At 43.5% G+C, this 14,876-nt stretch carries 13 protein-coding genes; 4 read left to right on the forward strand and 9 right to left on the reverse strand.

What is annotated here, in order from left to right; translation table 11 throughout:
• Window positions 1–329: 329 nt before the first annotated feature.
• The 3 genes from HWQ37_RS18255 to HWQ37_RS18265 all read left to right on the forward strand — a co-directional run bounded on the left by HWQ37_RS18255 (window position 330) and on the right by HWQ37_RS18265 (window position 7,197).
• On the forward strand, window positions 330–6,383 hold the full coding sequence (locus tag HWQ37_RS18255; protein ID WP_292749394.1) for a DUF4347 domain-containing protein: 6,054 nt from the start codon (window positions 330–332) through the stop codon (window positions 6,381–6,383).
• 416 nt (window positions 6,384–6,799) lie between these two features.
• The gene (locus HWQ37_RS18260) at window positions 6,800–7,072 is read left to right on the forward strand and encodes a hypothetical protein (RefSeq protein ID WP_292749396.1); all 273 of its coding nucleotides are present in this window, start codon (window positions 6,800–6,802) and stop codon (window positions 7,070–7,072) included.
• The gene (locus HWQ37_RS18265) at window positions 7,063–7,197 is read left to right on the forward strand and encodes a hypothetical protein (protein ID WP_292749398.1); all 135 of its coding nucleotides are present in this window, start codon (window positions 7,063–7,065) and stop codon (window positions 7,195–7,197) included. Before HWQ37_RS18260 ends, HWQ37_RS18265 begins: the two co-directional genes overlap by 10 nt.
• Window positions 7,198–7,299: 102 nt before the next feature.
• Here HWQ37_RS18265 and HWQ37_RS18270 read toward each other — a convergent pair whose 3' ends face one another.
• Window positions 7,300–8,043: a response regulator transcription factor gene (locus HWQ37_RS18270; protein WP_292749400.1), complete on the reverse strand. Its 744-nt coding sequence runs from the start codon at window positions 8,041–8,043 to the stop codon at window positions 7,300–7,302.
• 157 nt (window positions 8,044–8,200) lie between these two features.
• Here HWQ37_RS18270 and HWQ37_RS18275 point away from each other — a divergent pair, with 157 nt between their 5' ends.
• Entirely contained in the window at window positions 8,201–9,265 is a 1,065-nt protein-coding gene (locus HWQ37_RS18275) for a YheT family hydrolase (protein WP_292749402.1), read from the forward strand.
• Window positions 9,266–9,416: 151 nt separating this feature from the next.
• On the opposite strand, the gene HWQ37_RS18280 is transcribed toward HWQ37_RS18275, so the two are convergent.
• From HWQ37_RS18280 to HWQ37_RS18315, 8 genes are all read right to left on the reverse strand, one after another.
• The gene (locus tag HWQ37_RS18280; protein WP_363318148.1) at window positions 9,417–9,704 is read right to left on the reverse strand and encodes an alpha/beta hydrolase family protein; all 288 of its coding nucleotides are present in this window, start codon (window positions 9,702–9,704) and stop codon (window positions 9,417–9,419) included.
• Between the two features lie 276 nt (window positions 9,705–9,980).
• Window positions 9,981–10,757, reverse strand: coding sequence for a sulfite exporter TauE/SafE family protein (locus HWQ37_RS18285; RefSeq protein ID WP_292749404.1), 777 nt, complete (start codon window positions 10,755–10,757; stop codon window positions 9,981–9,983).
• A 9-nt stretch (window positions 10,758–10,766) separates the two neighbouring features.
• A complete protein-coding gene (locus HWQ37_RS18290) occupies window positions 10,767–10,925 on the reverse strand; it encodes a hypothetical protein (protein ID WP_292749406.1) in 159 nt (52 codons plus the stop codon).
• A complete protein-coding gene (locus tag HWQ37_RS18295) occupies window positions 10,922–11,884 on the reverse strand; it encodes a DMT family transporter (RefSeq protein WP_292749408.1) in 963 nt (320 codons plus the stop codon). Before HWQ37_RS18295 ends, HWQ37_RS18290 begins: the two co-directional genes overlap by 4 nt.
• A 137-nt stretch (window positions 11,885–12,021) precedes the next feature.
• On the reverse strand, window positions 12,022–13,401 hold the full coding sequence (locus HWQ37_RS18300; protein ID WP_292749410.1) for an LLM class flavin-dependent oxidoreductase: 1,380 nt from the start codon (window positions 13,399–13,401) through the stop codon (window positions 12,022–12,024).
• Window positions 13,379–13,612: a glutathione S-transferase N-terminal domain-containing protein gene (locus HWQ37_RS18305; protein ID WP_292749412.1), complete on the reverse strand. Its 234-nt coding sequence runs from the start codon at window positions 13,610–13,612 to the stop codon at window positions 13,379–13,381. The genes HWQ37_RS18300 and HWQ37_RS18305 overlap by 23 nt, the downstream gene beginning before the upstream one ends.
• Before the next feature lie 115 nt (window positions 13,613–13,727).
• Complete coding sequence (locus HWQ37_RS18310) at window positions 13,728–13,946, reverse strand: hypothetical protein (protein ID WP_292749414.1); 219 nt, start codon at window positions 13,944–13,946, stop codon at window positions 13,728–13,730.
• A gap of 8 nt (window positions 13,947–13,954) precedes the next feature.
• Window positions 13,955–14,869 carry a TauD/TfdA dioxygenase family protein gene (locus tag HWQ37_RS18315; protein WP_292749415.1) on the reverse strand — a complete coding sequence of 305 codons (915 nt, stop codon included), beginning with the start codon at window positions 14,867–14,869 and terminating at the stop codon, window positions 13,955–13,957.
• Window positions 14,870–14,876: the final 7 nt, after the last annotated feature.

Below are 14,876 nucleotides of genomic sequence, written 5' to 3' on the forward strand. Positions count from 1 at the left end.
ATAGGCATGAAATTTAAATTATTTTAACTTTTACCATAAAAGTAGCGCAAGAGCCATGATTTCTTGAGGCTTTATAGCTTCTTAATAATATTTCAGAAAATATATCGATGTAATTAATATCTCCAACCAGCAAAATAGCAAAGGGAAGATGATTTTTCTGTTGGAAATTTCTGATTCAGAATTCTGTTAGCGTAGCGGGGCGTAGCCCATTCTGACTCCTGAATCCTTTTCTATATGGATTCTGAACTTGTCCTGAAATCATCCAATCTCTTATCCAACAGTTTCACTAACAATTAGATATCTAAAATTTAGCAGAGAATTCCAATAACATGAATATTCAGAATACAGGCATACTTTTCCTTGATTCTTCAGTTAAGAACTATGAAATATTGCTGAAAAGTGTTGTATCAGGAATTGAGGTAATAGTCCTTGACTCAAACCAAGATGGGGTAGAGCAAATTACTCAAATACTGTTACAACGCCCTAGAGTTGAAAGTGTCCATATAGTCTCTCATGGTTCTCCCGGTTGCCTCTACCTGGGTAATAACCAACTCAGCCTCAGCAGTTTAGAACGCTATACCCAAGAGCTACAAATTTGGTTCTGTTCATCTCTAATACTCTACGGCTGTAACGTCGCCACCGGGGATGCAGGAGAGGAATTTTTGCAGAAGTTGCACCGATTGACGGGAGCAAATATTGCTGCCTCGACTACACCAACAGGTAATGCAGCCTTGGGTGGAGATTGGAATTTACAAGTTAAAGTCGGCAAAGATTTTCCCATCCCAAATCCGATGGCTTTGGCATTCCGAGAAGAGACTCTTGCTACTTATACGGGAATACTTGCTGCTGGTGAACTTGATACTACCTTTGCCATTGGTGGTAAACTTAGCGGCTCTGCCTATAGTGTTGCAATTCAATCAGATGGCAAAATTTTGGCAGTGGGCTATAGTTACATGGTTCACGATGGCTTAAATGCCCCTGACTTTGCTTTAGCACGCTATAATCCAGACGGCAGCGTAGACAACAGCTTTGGCAATGCTGGTACAGTTACTACTCATGTAGGTAGTGCTAGCGATAATGCTTATAGCGTCACTCTTCAATCAGACGGCAAGATTGTTGTTGCTGGATATAGTTGGGACACTACCCAATCTAACCAGCCAGATTTTGCTCTAGCACGCTACAACACTAACGGTAGTCTAGATACCAGTTTTGGTAATGGTGGTAAACTTATTACTAACTTTGGTCAGGACTTCGGTCATAAAGTCTTAGTTCAGCTAGATGGCAAGATAATCCTAGCGGGATACATCGGCAATGGTAGTCGAGATTATGTTTTAGTACGCTACAACACCGATGGCACTATAGATAGCAGTTTTGGTAACGGTGGCAAAGTCAACGGTACAAATGGTTATGCTGCGGCAATTCTCTCGGATGGCAAAATTGTTATTGCTGGAGGTGCGAACAGTGGCACTAATAATGATTTTGCCTTAGCACGCTATAACAGCAATGGCAGTCTAGATACTAGCTTTGGCAATGGTGGTAGGGTTTTAACTCCTATAGGTGCATCCTTTGACACGGCTAATACCATTGCAATTCAGTCAGACGGCAAAATTGTTGTTGCTGGATATGCGTGGAGTGTATGGAATGGCTCTAACCAAGAAGACTTTGCTATTGCCCGTTACAATGCTAATGGCAGCCTCGATACTAGCTTTGGTAATGGTGGTAAAGTCATTGCGCCTGTAAGCTTCAGTACTAATGACCGTGCCACTAGTTTAACAATTCAATCAAATGGCAAAATTGTTGTCGCTGGCTATGTTGAAAACGGAAATAATCGGGACACAGTTCTATTAGCCTATACTTCTAATGGAACTTTGGATACCAGCTTTGGTACGAATGGTCAGGTTATTACTCCCATTAAGAGTAACTACGAAGGTGCTAATGTTGTTGCAACTCAATCGGATGGCAATATTGTTGTTGTTGGCAATAACAACGGTTACTTTGCAGTGGCACGCTATCTCGGTGTTTCCAACGAAATACCTCCCACTCCCTCAAATACAGCACCTACTTTAACTGACACTAATATCGCCCTCAACTCTGTAAATTCCAACGCAGGGGCACCCTCTGGCACAGTAGGTACTTTAGTATCATCCTTAGTCAGTTTAAATAGTAACATTACTGACCCAGACATTGGTAGTTTAACAGGTATCGCCATTATCGCTGCTGACACTACCAACGGTACTTTATGGTACAGCACTGACAAGGGCACAATCTGGAATTCTCTATCTGCGGTGTCTGACACTAGCGCTCGTTTGCTAGCAGCAGATGCTAATACCCGTATTTATTTCCAGCCTAATGCTAATTTTAATGGCTATGTAGGTAATGCTATCACCTTCCGTGCTTGGGACAGAACTAGCGGCACGAACGCTGGTATTGTTGACACCACTGTTAACGGTGGTACTACTGCTTTTAGTAGTACAATCGATACTGCCCCGATAAAAGTAAAGTTCACTGCTCCTACTTATTACAAACTAGCAACAAGCGACTTTCTCCAAGACTGGTCAAATACTAATTTGATTACTACGGATGATGATTGGAGTAATTTACCCAGTATTAGAGGTTTCCGAGGTGATGGTTTAGTTAGTAGTATGGGTGCTAACCCACAAACAGTACTAGCTGATGGTTCTGCCACTCCTATTGATGTAAATGCTAATCAAAGTAATCCAAATACCTACACAAATGGCGGGATTACAGAATTTGCATTGAGCAATCCAACTGTTGCTCTCAGAGGCTCATCAACCGCTACAGCACCGCATTTAGTTATTTATTTAGATGCGACTGGGCAGCAAAATCTCCAACTTAGCTTTACGCTACGTGACATAGATAGCTCAACACGCGATGCCATTCAATCTGTCGCTGTACAATACCGCGTTGGCGATACAGGGAATTTCATCAATCTGCCAACAGCTTTTGTACCCGATGCTTCTAATAACGCCTCAACTTCAGCTTCTTATGACGCACGGGAAGCACACATAACTGTTTTATTGCCACCCGAAGTTACCAATCAGGCACAAGTTCAAGTTCGCTTTATTACTACTGATGCCAATGGTGAAGATGAGTGGATTGGGGTTGATGATATCAAGGTTATGAGTAGAGCTATTGCCACTAATCAACCACCAGTGGCGATAAACGAGACTTATTTTGTCTCAGCCAACACTTCGTTACAAACTGCTGCTCCAATTACCGGGCTGACTTTAGATAGCGATCGCGGTAACTATATCGGTCAGAGTGATTACTATAGTTATACTCCTGTCACAGGTAAGTTTAGCGCTGTTCGTGCTTATCCCACCAATCCCACTAGCAACAACGCCATCCACATTAGCTACTCTGAGCCTGGAACTGGCGGTACATGGTGGGATCTTTCATTTGCAGCTCCATTTAACGCTCCACTGACGGCGGGTACAACATACACAGGTGCTGCACGTTTCCCATTCCAAACCTCTAATCAGGCTGGTTTAGATGTTGGTGGTGCTGGACGCGGCTATAACAGCTTGACAGGGCAGTTTACAGTTAACCAAATCGTCTACGGCTCTGGTAGCGAAATTCTCAATTTTGATGCTACCTTCCAAGAATACGGCGATGGCGACCCTGCCAGCGAAAGCTTTAAAGGTCGGATTCAATACCGCGCTACCCCTAACAATTTAGTCGCTGGTGTATTAACCAATGATACAGATACCGAAAATAGCCCACTGAAAGCAACTTTAGTATCTGGGACAAATAACGGTAGCCTTATTTTCAATTCTGATGGCTCTTTTACTTACACTCCTAATGCTGGCTTTCAAGGCATTGATGCCTTCAGCTATAAAGCTAATGATGCGATCGCAGATTCTAATATTGCAACAGTAAGTTTATATGTTGGAAATCAAGCGCCTACAGTTACTTTGTCCAGCACAAACCCCACTTACTATGAAAATGCACCAGGTATTTTCATCGATCCTAATGCAACTGTCGCAGACTTTGATTCCCAAGACTTCGATTTTGGTAAATTGACTGTTCACTTTAGCAATATTGCGACTGTTGACGATCGCCTGATCATCCAAAACAGCACAACAAATCAAATTCAAGTCAACGACACAAGTATTTTATACGATAATAGTTTGATTGCTACTTTCAGTGGCGGCATTGGCACTCAAGATTTAGTAATCAGCTTTAATTCTAAAGCTACACCTACTGCTGTCCAAGCTTTGCTACGCAGTGTTAGTTACACCAACATCTCTGAGAATCCCTCCACTACTCCCCGTACTATCAGCTTTGTATTGACTGATGGTGATGGCGGTACTAGTACCACAGTTTCTAAGACAATTAATGTTACTGCTATCAACGACGCTCCAACAATCAGTTTACCAGGAACTAACCCCACCTACACTGAAAACGACCCTGCTATCTTCATCGATCCTAATGCAACTGTCGCAGACTTTGATTCCCAAGACTTCGATTTTGGTAAATTGACTGTTCACTTTAGCAATATTGCGACTGTTGACGATCGCCTGATCATCCAAAACAGCACAACAAATCAAATTCAAGTCAACGACACAAGTATTTTATACGATAATAGTTTGATTGCTACTTTCAGTGGCGGCATTGGCACTCAAGATTTAGTAATCAGCTTTAATTCTAAAGCTACACCTACTGCTGTCCAAGCTTTGCTACGCAGTATTAGTTACGCCAACATCTCTGAGAATCCTTCTACTACTCCCCGTACAGTTAGCTTTGTGTTGACTGATGGTGATGGCGGTACTAGTTCCACTGTCTTTAAGACAATTAATTTTACTGCTGTCAATGATTCCCCGACAATCAGTTTACCAGGAACTAACCCCACGTATACTGAAAATGATTCTGCTATTTTCATTGACGCTGGTGCAACCGTCTTAGATCCTGATTCCCAAGACTTAGATTTAGGTAAATTGACTGTTCAGTTCAGCAATGGTGGAAGTAATGGCGATCGCCTGATCATCCAAAACAACACAACAAATCAAATTCAAGTCAGCGACACAAGTATTTTATACGATACTAGCTTGATTGCTACTTTCAGTGGCGGTATTGGCACTCAAGATTTAGTAATCAACTTTAACTCTAAAGCTACACCTACTGCTGTTCAAGCCTTAATTCGCAGTATTAGTTACGCTAACATCTCTGAAAATCCCGCTACTATTCCCCGTACTATCAACTTTGTGTTGACTGATGGTGATGGCGGTACTAGTGCTACAGTTTCTAAGATAATTAATGTTACTGCTCTCAATGATGCTCCAATTGTTACCGCAAATCAAAGCTTCAGCCTGAATGAAAATAGCAGTAATAACACGGTGGTTGGTACTGTAGTTGCTACTGATATCGAGGGAACTAACTCATTTTCCAACTGGAGAATTGTTGATGGTAACTTTGACCTGGATGGAGATGGGAAAACTGCTTTTAGCATCAACTCTAATTCTGGACAAATTATTGTTAGCGATCGCGACGATCTTGATTTTGAGAGTAAGCCTAACTTTCAATTACAAGTTACTGTCAGTGATGGCACGGATAATAGTGCTATGCAAGCGATCGCTGTCAATCTGAATGATGTCAGCGAAAAGACTATCTATGGTACGTCTTCAAGCAATAAGCTAAATGGCGGTACAACTGATGATACCATCTACGGCTATGCAGGAAATGACTATTTATACGGTCAGGATGGTAACGATCGCCTGATTGCTGGTGCTGGCAATGACTACCTTTATGGCGGCAAAGGTGATGATATTCTCGACGGTGGTGATGGCATTGATTACGTAACTGAATCTGCTGATGTCAACTTTAGCTTAACTAACACTCAACTCGTTGGTTTAGGTACTGATAGCCTGATCGGTATTGAACGGGTAAAATTGACAGGTGGCATTAGTAAAAATACCTTAGATGCATCATCATTTACCATTGGTGGTGTCTATCTTTATGGCGGCAATGGTAATGATAGTCTCTTAGGCAGTAGTAGCAATGATTACCTATATGGAGAGAATGATAGCGATCGCCTGATTGGGAATGCTGGCAATGACTACCTTTATGGTGGTGCAGGTGACGACATCCTGATTGGCGGTGCTGGTAATGATTTACTCTATGGACAAACGGGTGCGGATATTTTTGTTCTCGCATCAGGAAACGGCAATGATAGCATCCTTGATTTTAAGGATGGCATCGACAAACTTGGTTTATTCGGTGGTTTAACTTATGGAGCTTTAACTATCTCTGCAAGTAGTAATAAGACTTCCATTCGGATTACTTCCACAAATGAGACGTTAGCTATTTTGAGCGGCATTAATCCCAGCTTGATTACAGAGAGCGATTTTATACCAGTTATTTAAAATCCGCGTTCTCGTGTCGCAGACAGACGCTCTTGCTAGCTTGCTTCTCTGTAGAGTACGCTGTTTTGTTCCAACATTTGTCTCATTTTCATTATCTAGCGATCGCCTCTAGATTACACGCTTTTGATTCCTGGCTCATGTTAGGGTAGTATCAATAATCCCAATTTGATTGTCTGATATGACCGTTGCTCAGTCAGCCAAACCCCCTAGTAGTGATATTACGGTGACATTGAAGCGGCTAGTACCGCAAGGCGGAATTCGTAATTCGTAATTCGTAATTACTGTACCGTAAGGATTTCATTGATTTGGAATGGGTGGTTTATTTACGCCGTGCTGTACTAATTGCTCTTTGAGAAGAAGATGAAACAGACGAATATGGAATTTTACAGCCGAGTCAATCCGCTTTTAAGTTGGCGATGCTATTAGTCATAGATGCCTATGAAATAATGGGCGATCGCTTTCCCAAAGCATCGGCTTCGACAGATGAACAAGGTGGTATTCGACTAACATGGAGCAAACAGTCGCCTGAATGTGAAATCCGTTTGATTTGCCCAGCAACAGCCGCACAACAGGCTGCTGTTTACCATGAGTTGGGAGATAATTATGCAATCGAGTCAGATGTGACACCATCTGTGTTAGTGCAATGGTTGGAGTGGCTTAACCAATTCGGGAAATTGGATTGGATGTAGAACAGGATTCTGTGAACCATGCCAACATTGTTGGTTTACCATATCGAGAAGATAACTTAGCCGAGGCGGAACGATTGGCGGGGTTATTGGCGAAGCGATCGCACCTCGTCTGGCAACCTAAATGATTTATTTTTCTGATTCTCACCATAATTCATTTTTTAGAGGCGCACAGCTAGCTGTGCGCCCCTACTTAACTCACCTGGACACTCAGCACTGCTTCGGTGATTTCATTCAACGACTGTTACCGAAGCCCCTTCAACTGCTGGAGGGATGCCGGGTAACTCAAGACAGTATCCAGCACCATACACTGTCTTGATATAGCGGGGATGGCGAGGATCTGGTTCTAGCTTGGTTCTCAAGTGGCGAATATGGACTCGAATCGTTTCAATGTCATCATCAGGATCGTAGCCCCAAACTTCTCTGAGGATTTCGCTGGGAGAAACTGTTTGACCGTGGCGTTGCAGTAAGCAGTGAAGTAGCTCAAATTCCAAGTGAGTCAATTTCACTGTGTCGTTGAACCATATCGCCTCAAATCTTTCGGGAACAAGGGTGAGTGAGCCATAGTTGAGAATCTCACTATGTTTTGCTGCTTGAGGAATGCGGTCAGTACGCCGCAAAAGCGCCCGTACCCGCGCCAGCAGTTCTTCAACTTCAAAAGGTTTGGTGAGATAGTCATCTGCGCCAGCATTAAAGCCTTCCACCTTATCCTGAGTTTGGCTCAAAGCCGTCAACATTAACACGGGAATCTCAGAGGTGCGATCGTCGCGTCGTAGGCGCTGGCAAACGGTAAACCCATCTACCCTGGGCAACATTAAATCGAGCATGATCAAGTCTGGTTGTAGCTGGAGAGCCAGCGCTTGACCTTTGATGCCGTCTTCAGCTTGACTAACATCGTAGCCAGCCATTTCCAAGTTGACGGCAACTAGTTCTGAAATCGCTGGGTCATCGTCTATGACAAGAATCCTCGGCATTCTTAAAAAATTATTACTACTTATTAAGGATAAATAACAACCTTTGATAGATACAAAGATTTTTGAAGCAATGATGAAAAAGTTTCTAAATCTTACATAAATATTAAGATTAAATGACTGTGAAATCAAGACTCAACTACACGAAATCTTATAGTCTATGATGTGTTATACTCCCCACTACAATCCGTCTTGGTTTTTACAAAACGGTGTGATGATGACTGTATACTCCGCTTTGTGGGGAAAACGTTGCTGGGAAAGCACTACTCCCTTACCAGAACCGTCTTATCACGAAAAAATATTTATTGGTGGCCAAGGTGTGCCAATTTTTGGCTTGGTTGCCATTCCTGAAAATGCTCATAGCACGATTATCGGCACTTATGGCATTACTGGAGAGTTAGAGACGGAATGGTTTTTGAGAGTGCTAGGACGTAAGTCCTACGCTCAAGGATACGCGATGGTGTTATTTGATTGGCGGGCTCACGGCAAAACTGCCGAATTGTCTCCAACTCTGACTTCTGATGGTTTGTATGAGGGGGAAGATTTTGTTCGGATTGCGGCGGCTGCTAAGGCAATGGGATGTCCGGGAAAATTTTGGTTTACAGGGTTTTCTTTAGGAGGACAATTGGCACTGTGGGCGGTGAAGGTGGCTGGTGAGGTGATTAGGGAGTATGGAGATTTAGGGCTAGAAGATAGCGATATTGGCGGTGGGATGGTGATTTGTCCGAGTTTGGATTCAGAGCGATCGCTATCTTATCTAGTTACGAAGCCCTTGGGCAGATTTTTGGAAGCAGGAATTGCCCAAAATTTAAAAAAACTGGCATGGAAGATACATGATGCTCATCCTGGAAGCCTTGACCCCGCAGCCATTGAACGGGCAAATAGTATCTGGGGTTTTGATAATGAATTGGTAATTAACCGATTAGGTTTTTCTTCTGTGGAAGCATATTATCAAGCGAGTAGTGCTTTACAAATATTGCCGCAAATCTCAAAACCGACTTTGATTTTATATGCTGCTGACGATCCACTTTTTGACCCAGCTATCATACCGGAATTAGAAGAAGCGTGCGATCGCAATCCGGCAATAGATTTATTGCTCACCCAGTACGGCGGGCATGTGGGCTATTTGAGCAGTAAAGAGTGCCAACGTCAAGTAAACGATTCTGACCTTTGGTGGGCATGGAATCGGGTTTTAGAATGGTTGGAGAAACAGCGTAATTTGTAATTTTTTATTTATAGCCACTTGCCAGACTACTAGGATAGGTTAATTCTTGCAAGTCGATGCAATAGCAATGCAGAAGGTTGCGTTTAAATTGAGTGTAAAACTGAGCTTACCTCGCAGAATCTGGGTGTCATCAAATAGGTATGAATTGAATTTAAAATTGATAGCCAAGCGCGAGTTGAATAATCAGGAGGAGTGTGAAAGCTGGTCGAAAGTTGATTAATAACTTACTGAGGGCTTCTGTATCAATAAAAAAAGCATCGTGACCGTAAATTGATTTCAGCCAACCTAGTTGAGCATTAGGAATTAAATCTGCTACTTCTTGTTGTTCTATCGGTGGATAGAGAATGTCAGAATCAATAGCAACAATTAAAGCAGGTTGTTTAATGCTTTGCAGAACAGATTTATAGTCTTGACCTTGAGCAATATCATGACTATCCATCGCTTGGGTGAGAGTGATGTAAGTATTGGCATCAAATCTCTGTACTAGCTTTTGACCATGATGTTGTAAGTAGCTAGCGATCGCACTTCGTTAAAATCGCTAAAATCATTGTATAGTAAGCATTCTGCATTTTCGGATAAGTCTAATGTAGCTTAAGTACAAGAAGGAAAAACGAACCGCGATCGCGCAGCGTCTCGTTAGAGAAGGACGCAAAGGACACAAAGAAAGAAAGAAGTTAAAAGGGCTTGGCGCAACTTCACTAATTAATAAATGCTTTTAACCGTGAATAAAAAAGTAGGCAGTCATGCTGAAGGCAACAATCATGACAAATTTCCGAATTAAGTGCGGTTCAAGTTTACGAGCATAGTGGGCGCTTAAGTAACCACCAAGAGAGCCACCGACTGCCATCAAAATAGCTTGATGCCAAGCAATTACACCTGCAAAAATAAATGGAACGATCGCAATACCATTGATACAACTCCCTAAAAATGTTTTGAAAGCATTCATTTTGTGAATACTTTTGATACCTAAAAATGTCAGAGTCGCCAGCATTAAAATCCCTAAACCTGCGCCGAAGAAACCGCCATAGATTGCGATCGCTAGTTGAGCCAGTACCAAATTAAACAAGGGTACAGATTCCGGTGATTTATTCTGGTTTCGACGCTGCAACCACTTTTTGAACGGTTCGCCAAAGGTAAATACAACTGTTGCTAGCAGTAATAGATAGGGAATCAGCTTTTTAAAGATATCTGGCGATGTATACAACAAAGCTATGGAGCCAATCATGCCACCAACTAAACTGACGCCACATAGAAGTAAAAAATCTCGCCGCTCGATGCCCAAATCTTGACGATATGCTCCAGCACTGGCGAGAGCTGCCACCCAAATTGCAGTATTATTGGTGGCATTAGCTGCGATCGGTGGTACACCCGTAAAGATGAGAGTTGGAAACGTGATAAAGCTTCCACCACCCGCTACAGCATTTAACCCACCTGCAATAAAAGCGGTACTAAACAACAGCAAGCTATGGATAAACGTTAATGATGGCGGCATTATCTTTAATTACGAATTACGAATTACAAGTCTGGGAATATCACTTGGAGAATGGGCAATCCAATCAGCACCATGAGCTTTTAATTCCTCCTCGGTTCCATAGCCATAGGTAACGCCAATTGAAGCGAAAGGATAGCAGAGAAAGGCATATCTTAATTCCCAATTCAACCCCTAATTTTGAGCGATTTCACAAAGCCTTCTGCACTAAGTAACGCAATCCCCAATGTGACAACACCAATCCCTATACTCTGAATCACGTTTAAAGTTTCGTTAATGGTTATCCATGCAACTAACGCTGTCAATGCTGGACTGCTAGAGCCAATTATGGAAGCGGTAGATGCGCCAACCATCCGAATCCCCACATTGTTTAAAGTGTGTCCGAGAAAGCTGATAAGTCCGGAAAATATGCTACCAATCCATAGGGGTGTCCAATCAAGTTGGGCGTTTTTACCTGGCCAAAACAGTAAGCTAACACCGGAAAGCAGTAGAGTGGAGGCAAAACTGATCCAGGTAAAGGGAATTGGATGGAATTTTTCTAAACATTTTTGAGCAATGATGCAATAAAAGGCGTAAACAATTCCAGCGCCAAAACTAGCGAAAATGCCGATCGCAATGATATGACTGCTGTAGGTGGCAGAAGATTGGGGAATGGTGAGAGCGCTTCCCACCAGAATAATAGCCATTACCAGCCAACGAAACAATGTGGGGCGATCGCCAAAAAACCTCCATGACAGCAGCGCTGTAAATACGGGATAGGTGAAGAAAAGGGTCAAGGCAATGCCTGTGGGAATCAAGCCAATAGCAATGTAGATTGAGGCAATATACACAAACATCAGCACTCCACAGCCAAGAGCTTGGATTAGAACATCCCTACCTTTGCGGGTGAACAAGTATTGAAATTCTGTCCAAGCAGATGGATATAGCTTGAATGATAGAGATGCCATGAGTGGAACCACCAGCAGCATTCGCATGAACATCAGCAAGAAGGAATTCTGCAAATCCGGTTTAACGTATCCACCGAGTAAAAATAAACCTAGTACGAGATGTTCTGAAAACAAAACTCGGACAGTAACGTTATGAAACGTCAAAACAAAGGAGGATAGTAGAACCGTTAGGATGCCCAACACGATAAAAAGTTTCCTTAGAGACGACCTGATTGTATTGCTAAAACCACTGGAATAACAAACCAGAGGAAATCAAAGCCGTCACTTGAAAAGACGCGATAAATCGCCGTCTCTACAGGGAATTTATCCATCAATTATTACTATGCCAAGGAACCGGCGCTCACAGGTTTAGGAGCAGTTTTTGTAATGAACTGGTTCACTGGACGAGGCAAACCAAGATTTTCGCGCAAAGTACTACCTTCATACTCAGTACGAAATATTCCTCGGCGTTGCAGTTCGGGAATTACCAAATCCACGAATTCATCTAAACCCCCAGGCAACCACGGCGGCATGATGTTAAATCCATCAGCCCCACCATTAACAAACCAATCTTCTAACTGATCGGCAATGTGTTCTGGTGTTCCGAGAATCGTTCGATGTCCCCGCGCTCCTGCAATCCACAAATACAGTTGTCGGATTGTTAAATTCTCTCTGCGGGCAAGATCGGTGATCAGTTGCAAGCGGCTTTTGCCACCGTTGGTATCTGGCAGATCCGGCAGTGGCCCATCTAGGGGATATTTGGACAAATCATAGCCACCCACTAGCCCAGAAAGCAGCCCTAATCCGACCAGGGGATGAATCAACTCCTGAAGTTGTTCATATTTATCCTTAGCTTCCTGCTCAGTCTTACCAATTACCGGGAATACTCCCGGCATAATTTTGAGATGGTCAGGGGAACGTCCGTATTTAGCCAATCTCCCCTTGACACTGGTGTAGAAGGCTTGAGCTTCTGCCAATGTCTGTTGTGCAGTGAAAATCGCCTCTGCTGTTTGGGCAGCTAAATCCTGTCCAGCCTCGGAAGATCCAGCTTGTACGATTACTGGATATCCCTGCGGTGGACGCGCTACATTGAGCGGGCCGCGCACCGAGAAATATTTACCCTTGTGGTGGGGAATATGCAACTTTTCTGCATCGAAGTAAATACCTGACTCCTTATTGTGGAGAAAAGCATCGTCTTCCCAACTATCCCAAAGTTTGGTAACAACATCCACAAATTCCCTCGCCCGTTCATAGCGCAGCGAGTGTTCTAAGTGGTTTTCTTGGCTGAAATTCTGCGCTGCGGCTTCAGCAGCAGAGGTTACAAGATTCCAGCCGGCACGACCACCGCTGAGATAATCTAGTGATGCAAACTTGCGGGCGAGATGAAAAGGTTCATCATAAGTCGTTGATGATGTCGCCACCAATCCGATATTTTCTGTCACCGCAGACAGAGCCGACAACAAGGTTAAAGGTTCAAAATGGACACTGAATTGTCCCGAACGGCTAAAAGCCTCAGTCCCTTGCCCTCGATCCCAGACGGCTAAACCATCTGCGAGGAAAAGCATATCAAATTTTCCCCGTTCAGCCGTTTGGGCCAGATGCTTGTAATGTTGGAAGTTCAGACCTCCATCAGCCGGGGTGTTGGGATGCCTCCATGCTGCAACATGATGACCACTACCGGGTAAAAATGCTCCGAGTTTAAGTTGTTTTTTCGTACTCATATTTGTATATAAATCCGTCGTCAGTCGCTAGAGTTGGTACTTTACCTGTAGGGTTGTAATTCAGTAGGTCGCTGTTTGGATCTCGTGCAATGACTTTTTGTGTTTCGATGCGATCGCTACGACGGGCTACGCCTACGCACAGATTCAGTTCTATTATTGCTACCCGTGCAATGCGTGTATAGGGTGAGTTAGGTGTATAAAAGAGTTTCATAAAAAAGCGCGATCGTCATTAGATACTGGGTTCAAATGTCTAAGCCCTAAAATCCTTACTACAAACCCTCAAAACTAGCTTGACAAAGTACTCAAAGTAGTAATTGAGTCTCCATCTAAGCTGAATCAGCATCATCCCATTGGCTCAACTTGTTTAGGAGTTCGTTTCGGCGCTCCGGTGATGTAAACGCTACCTCGATCGCATTACGAGTTACGGCAAGCAATTCGGCTGGAGAAAAACCGAGGGTATGGGCTACTGCATACTCCCGCCCAATAGTGGTACAGATTTGGACAGGATCATCTGTACAAAGGGCGATCGCAATTTCTCTTTTCATTCTCCTAATTACGCAGTTACTGCCTCACGTCGGTTATATGCAGAAGAGTCTCCCTTAATGGCTTCACTTTGTTTGCCATCAATACCAACGGGAATATCACCAACAATAGTCACTCGTTGAACGTGGCGAGGTTGATTGCCGTAGTCTGCGATCGCATAATGTTGAGTAGCACGATTATCCCAGAACGCTACATCGCCAACTTTCCAACGCCACCGGACTGTGTTCTCTGGAAGTGTGATGTAAGCTTGCAACAATTTCAGGATTTCATCGGATTCATTCTGTGATAAACCACGAAGGCGGCGCACGAACCCACCGATGAATAACCCACGTTCACCAGATTCAGGATGCACGCGGACAACTGGATGCAGGGTTTCGTATACAGTCGAGGTGAAAACAGCCCGATGCTTTAAGACTTCTTTTGGCAAGTCAATTGTTGCTGCTGCATAATCGTAAGCGTTGCTGTGTACTGCCCAGAGTTGGTCAGCAATATTACGTAGGTGAGTTGGTAAATCTTCGTAACCAGTCACGGAGTTTGCCCAAATAGTGTCACCTCCTGATGGTGGGATGACCAACGCCCGTAAAACGGAACCAAGGGGGGGACGGTCTACAAATGTGACATCGGTATGCCAGTTATTGGCGCGACTCACAGTCTTGCCGTAATTCAGGTCAAGAACTTCTGGGTTTTCTGGCAATGAGGGAACGGTGGGATGGGCTGTAGTGACTTCCCCGAAGCGACGGGCAAAGGCTACTTGTCCTTGAGCGTCAAGGTTCTGCTCTCGGAAGAAGATGACTTTGTGTTTAACTAAAGCTTTACGGATATCGCTGATGATTTCGTTGCTGAGGTTACTGCTCAAATCAACACCGATGATTTTTGCACCGATACGTCCGGCGATTTGTTTGATGTCAAAGTGTTGGGAAGTCATGATATTT

The organism is Nostoc sp. NMS4 (assembly GCF_017115095.1).
Taxonomy (GTDB): Bacteria; Cyanobacteriota; Cyanobacteriia; order Cyanobacteriales; family Nostocaceae; genus Nostoc.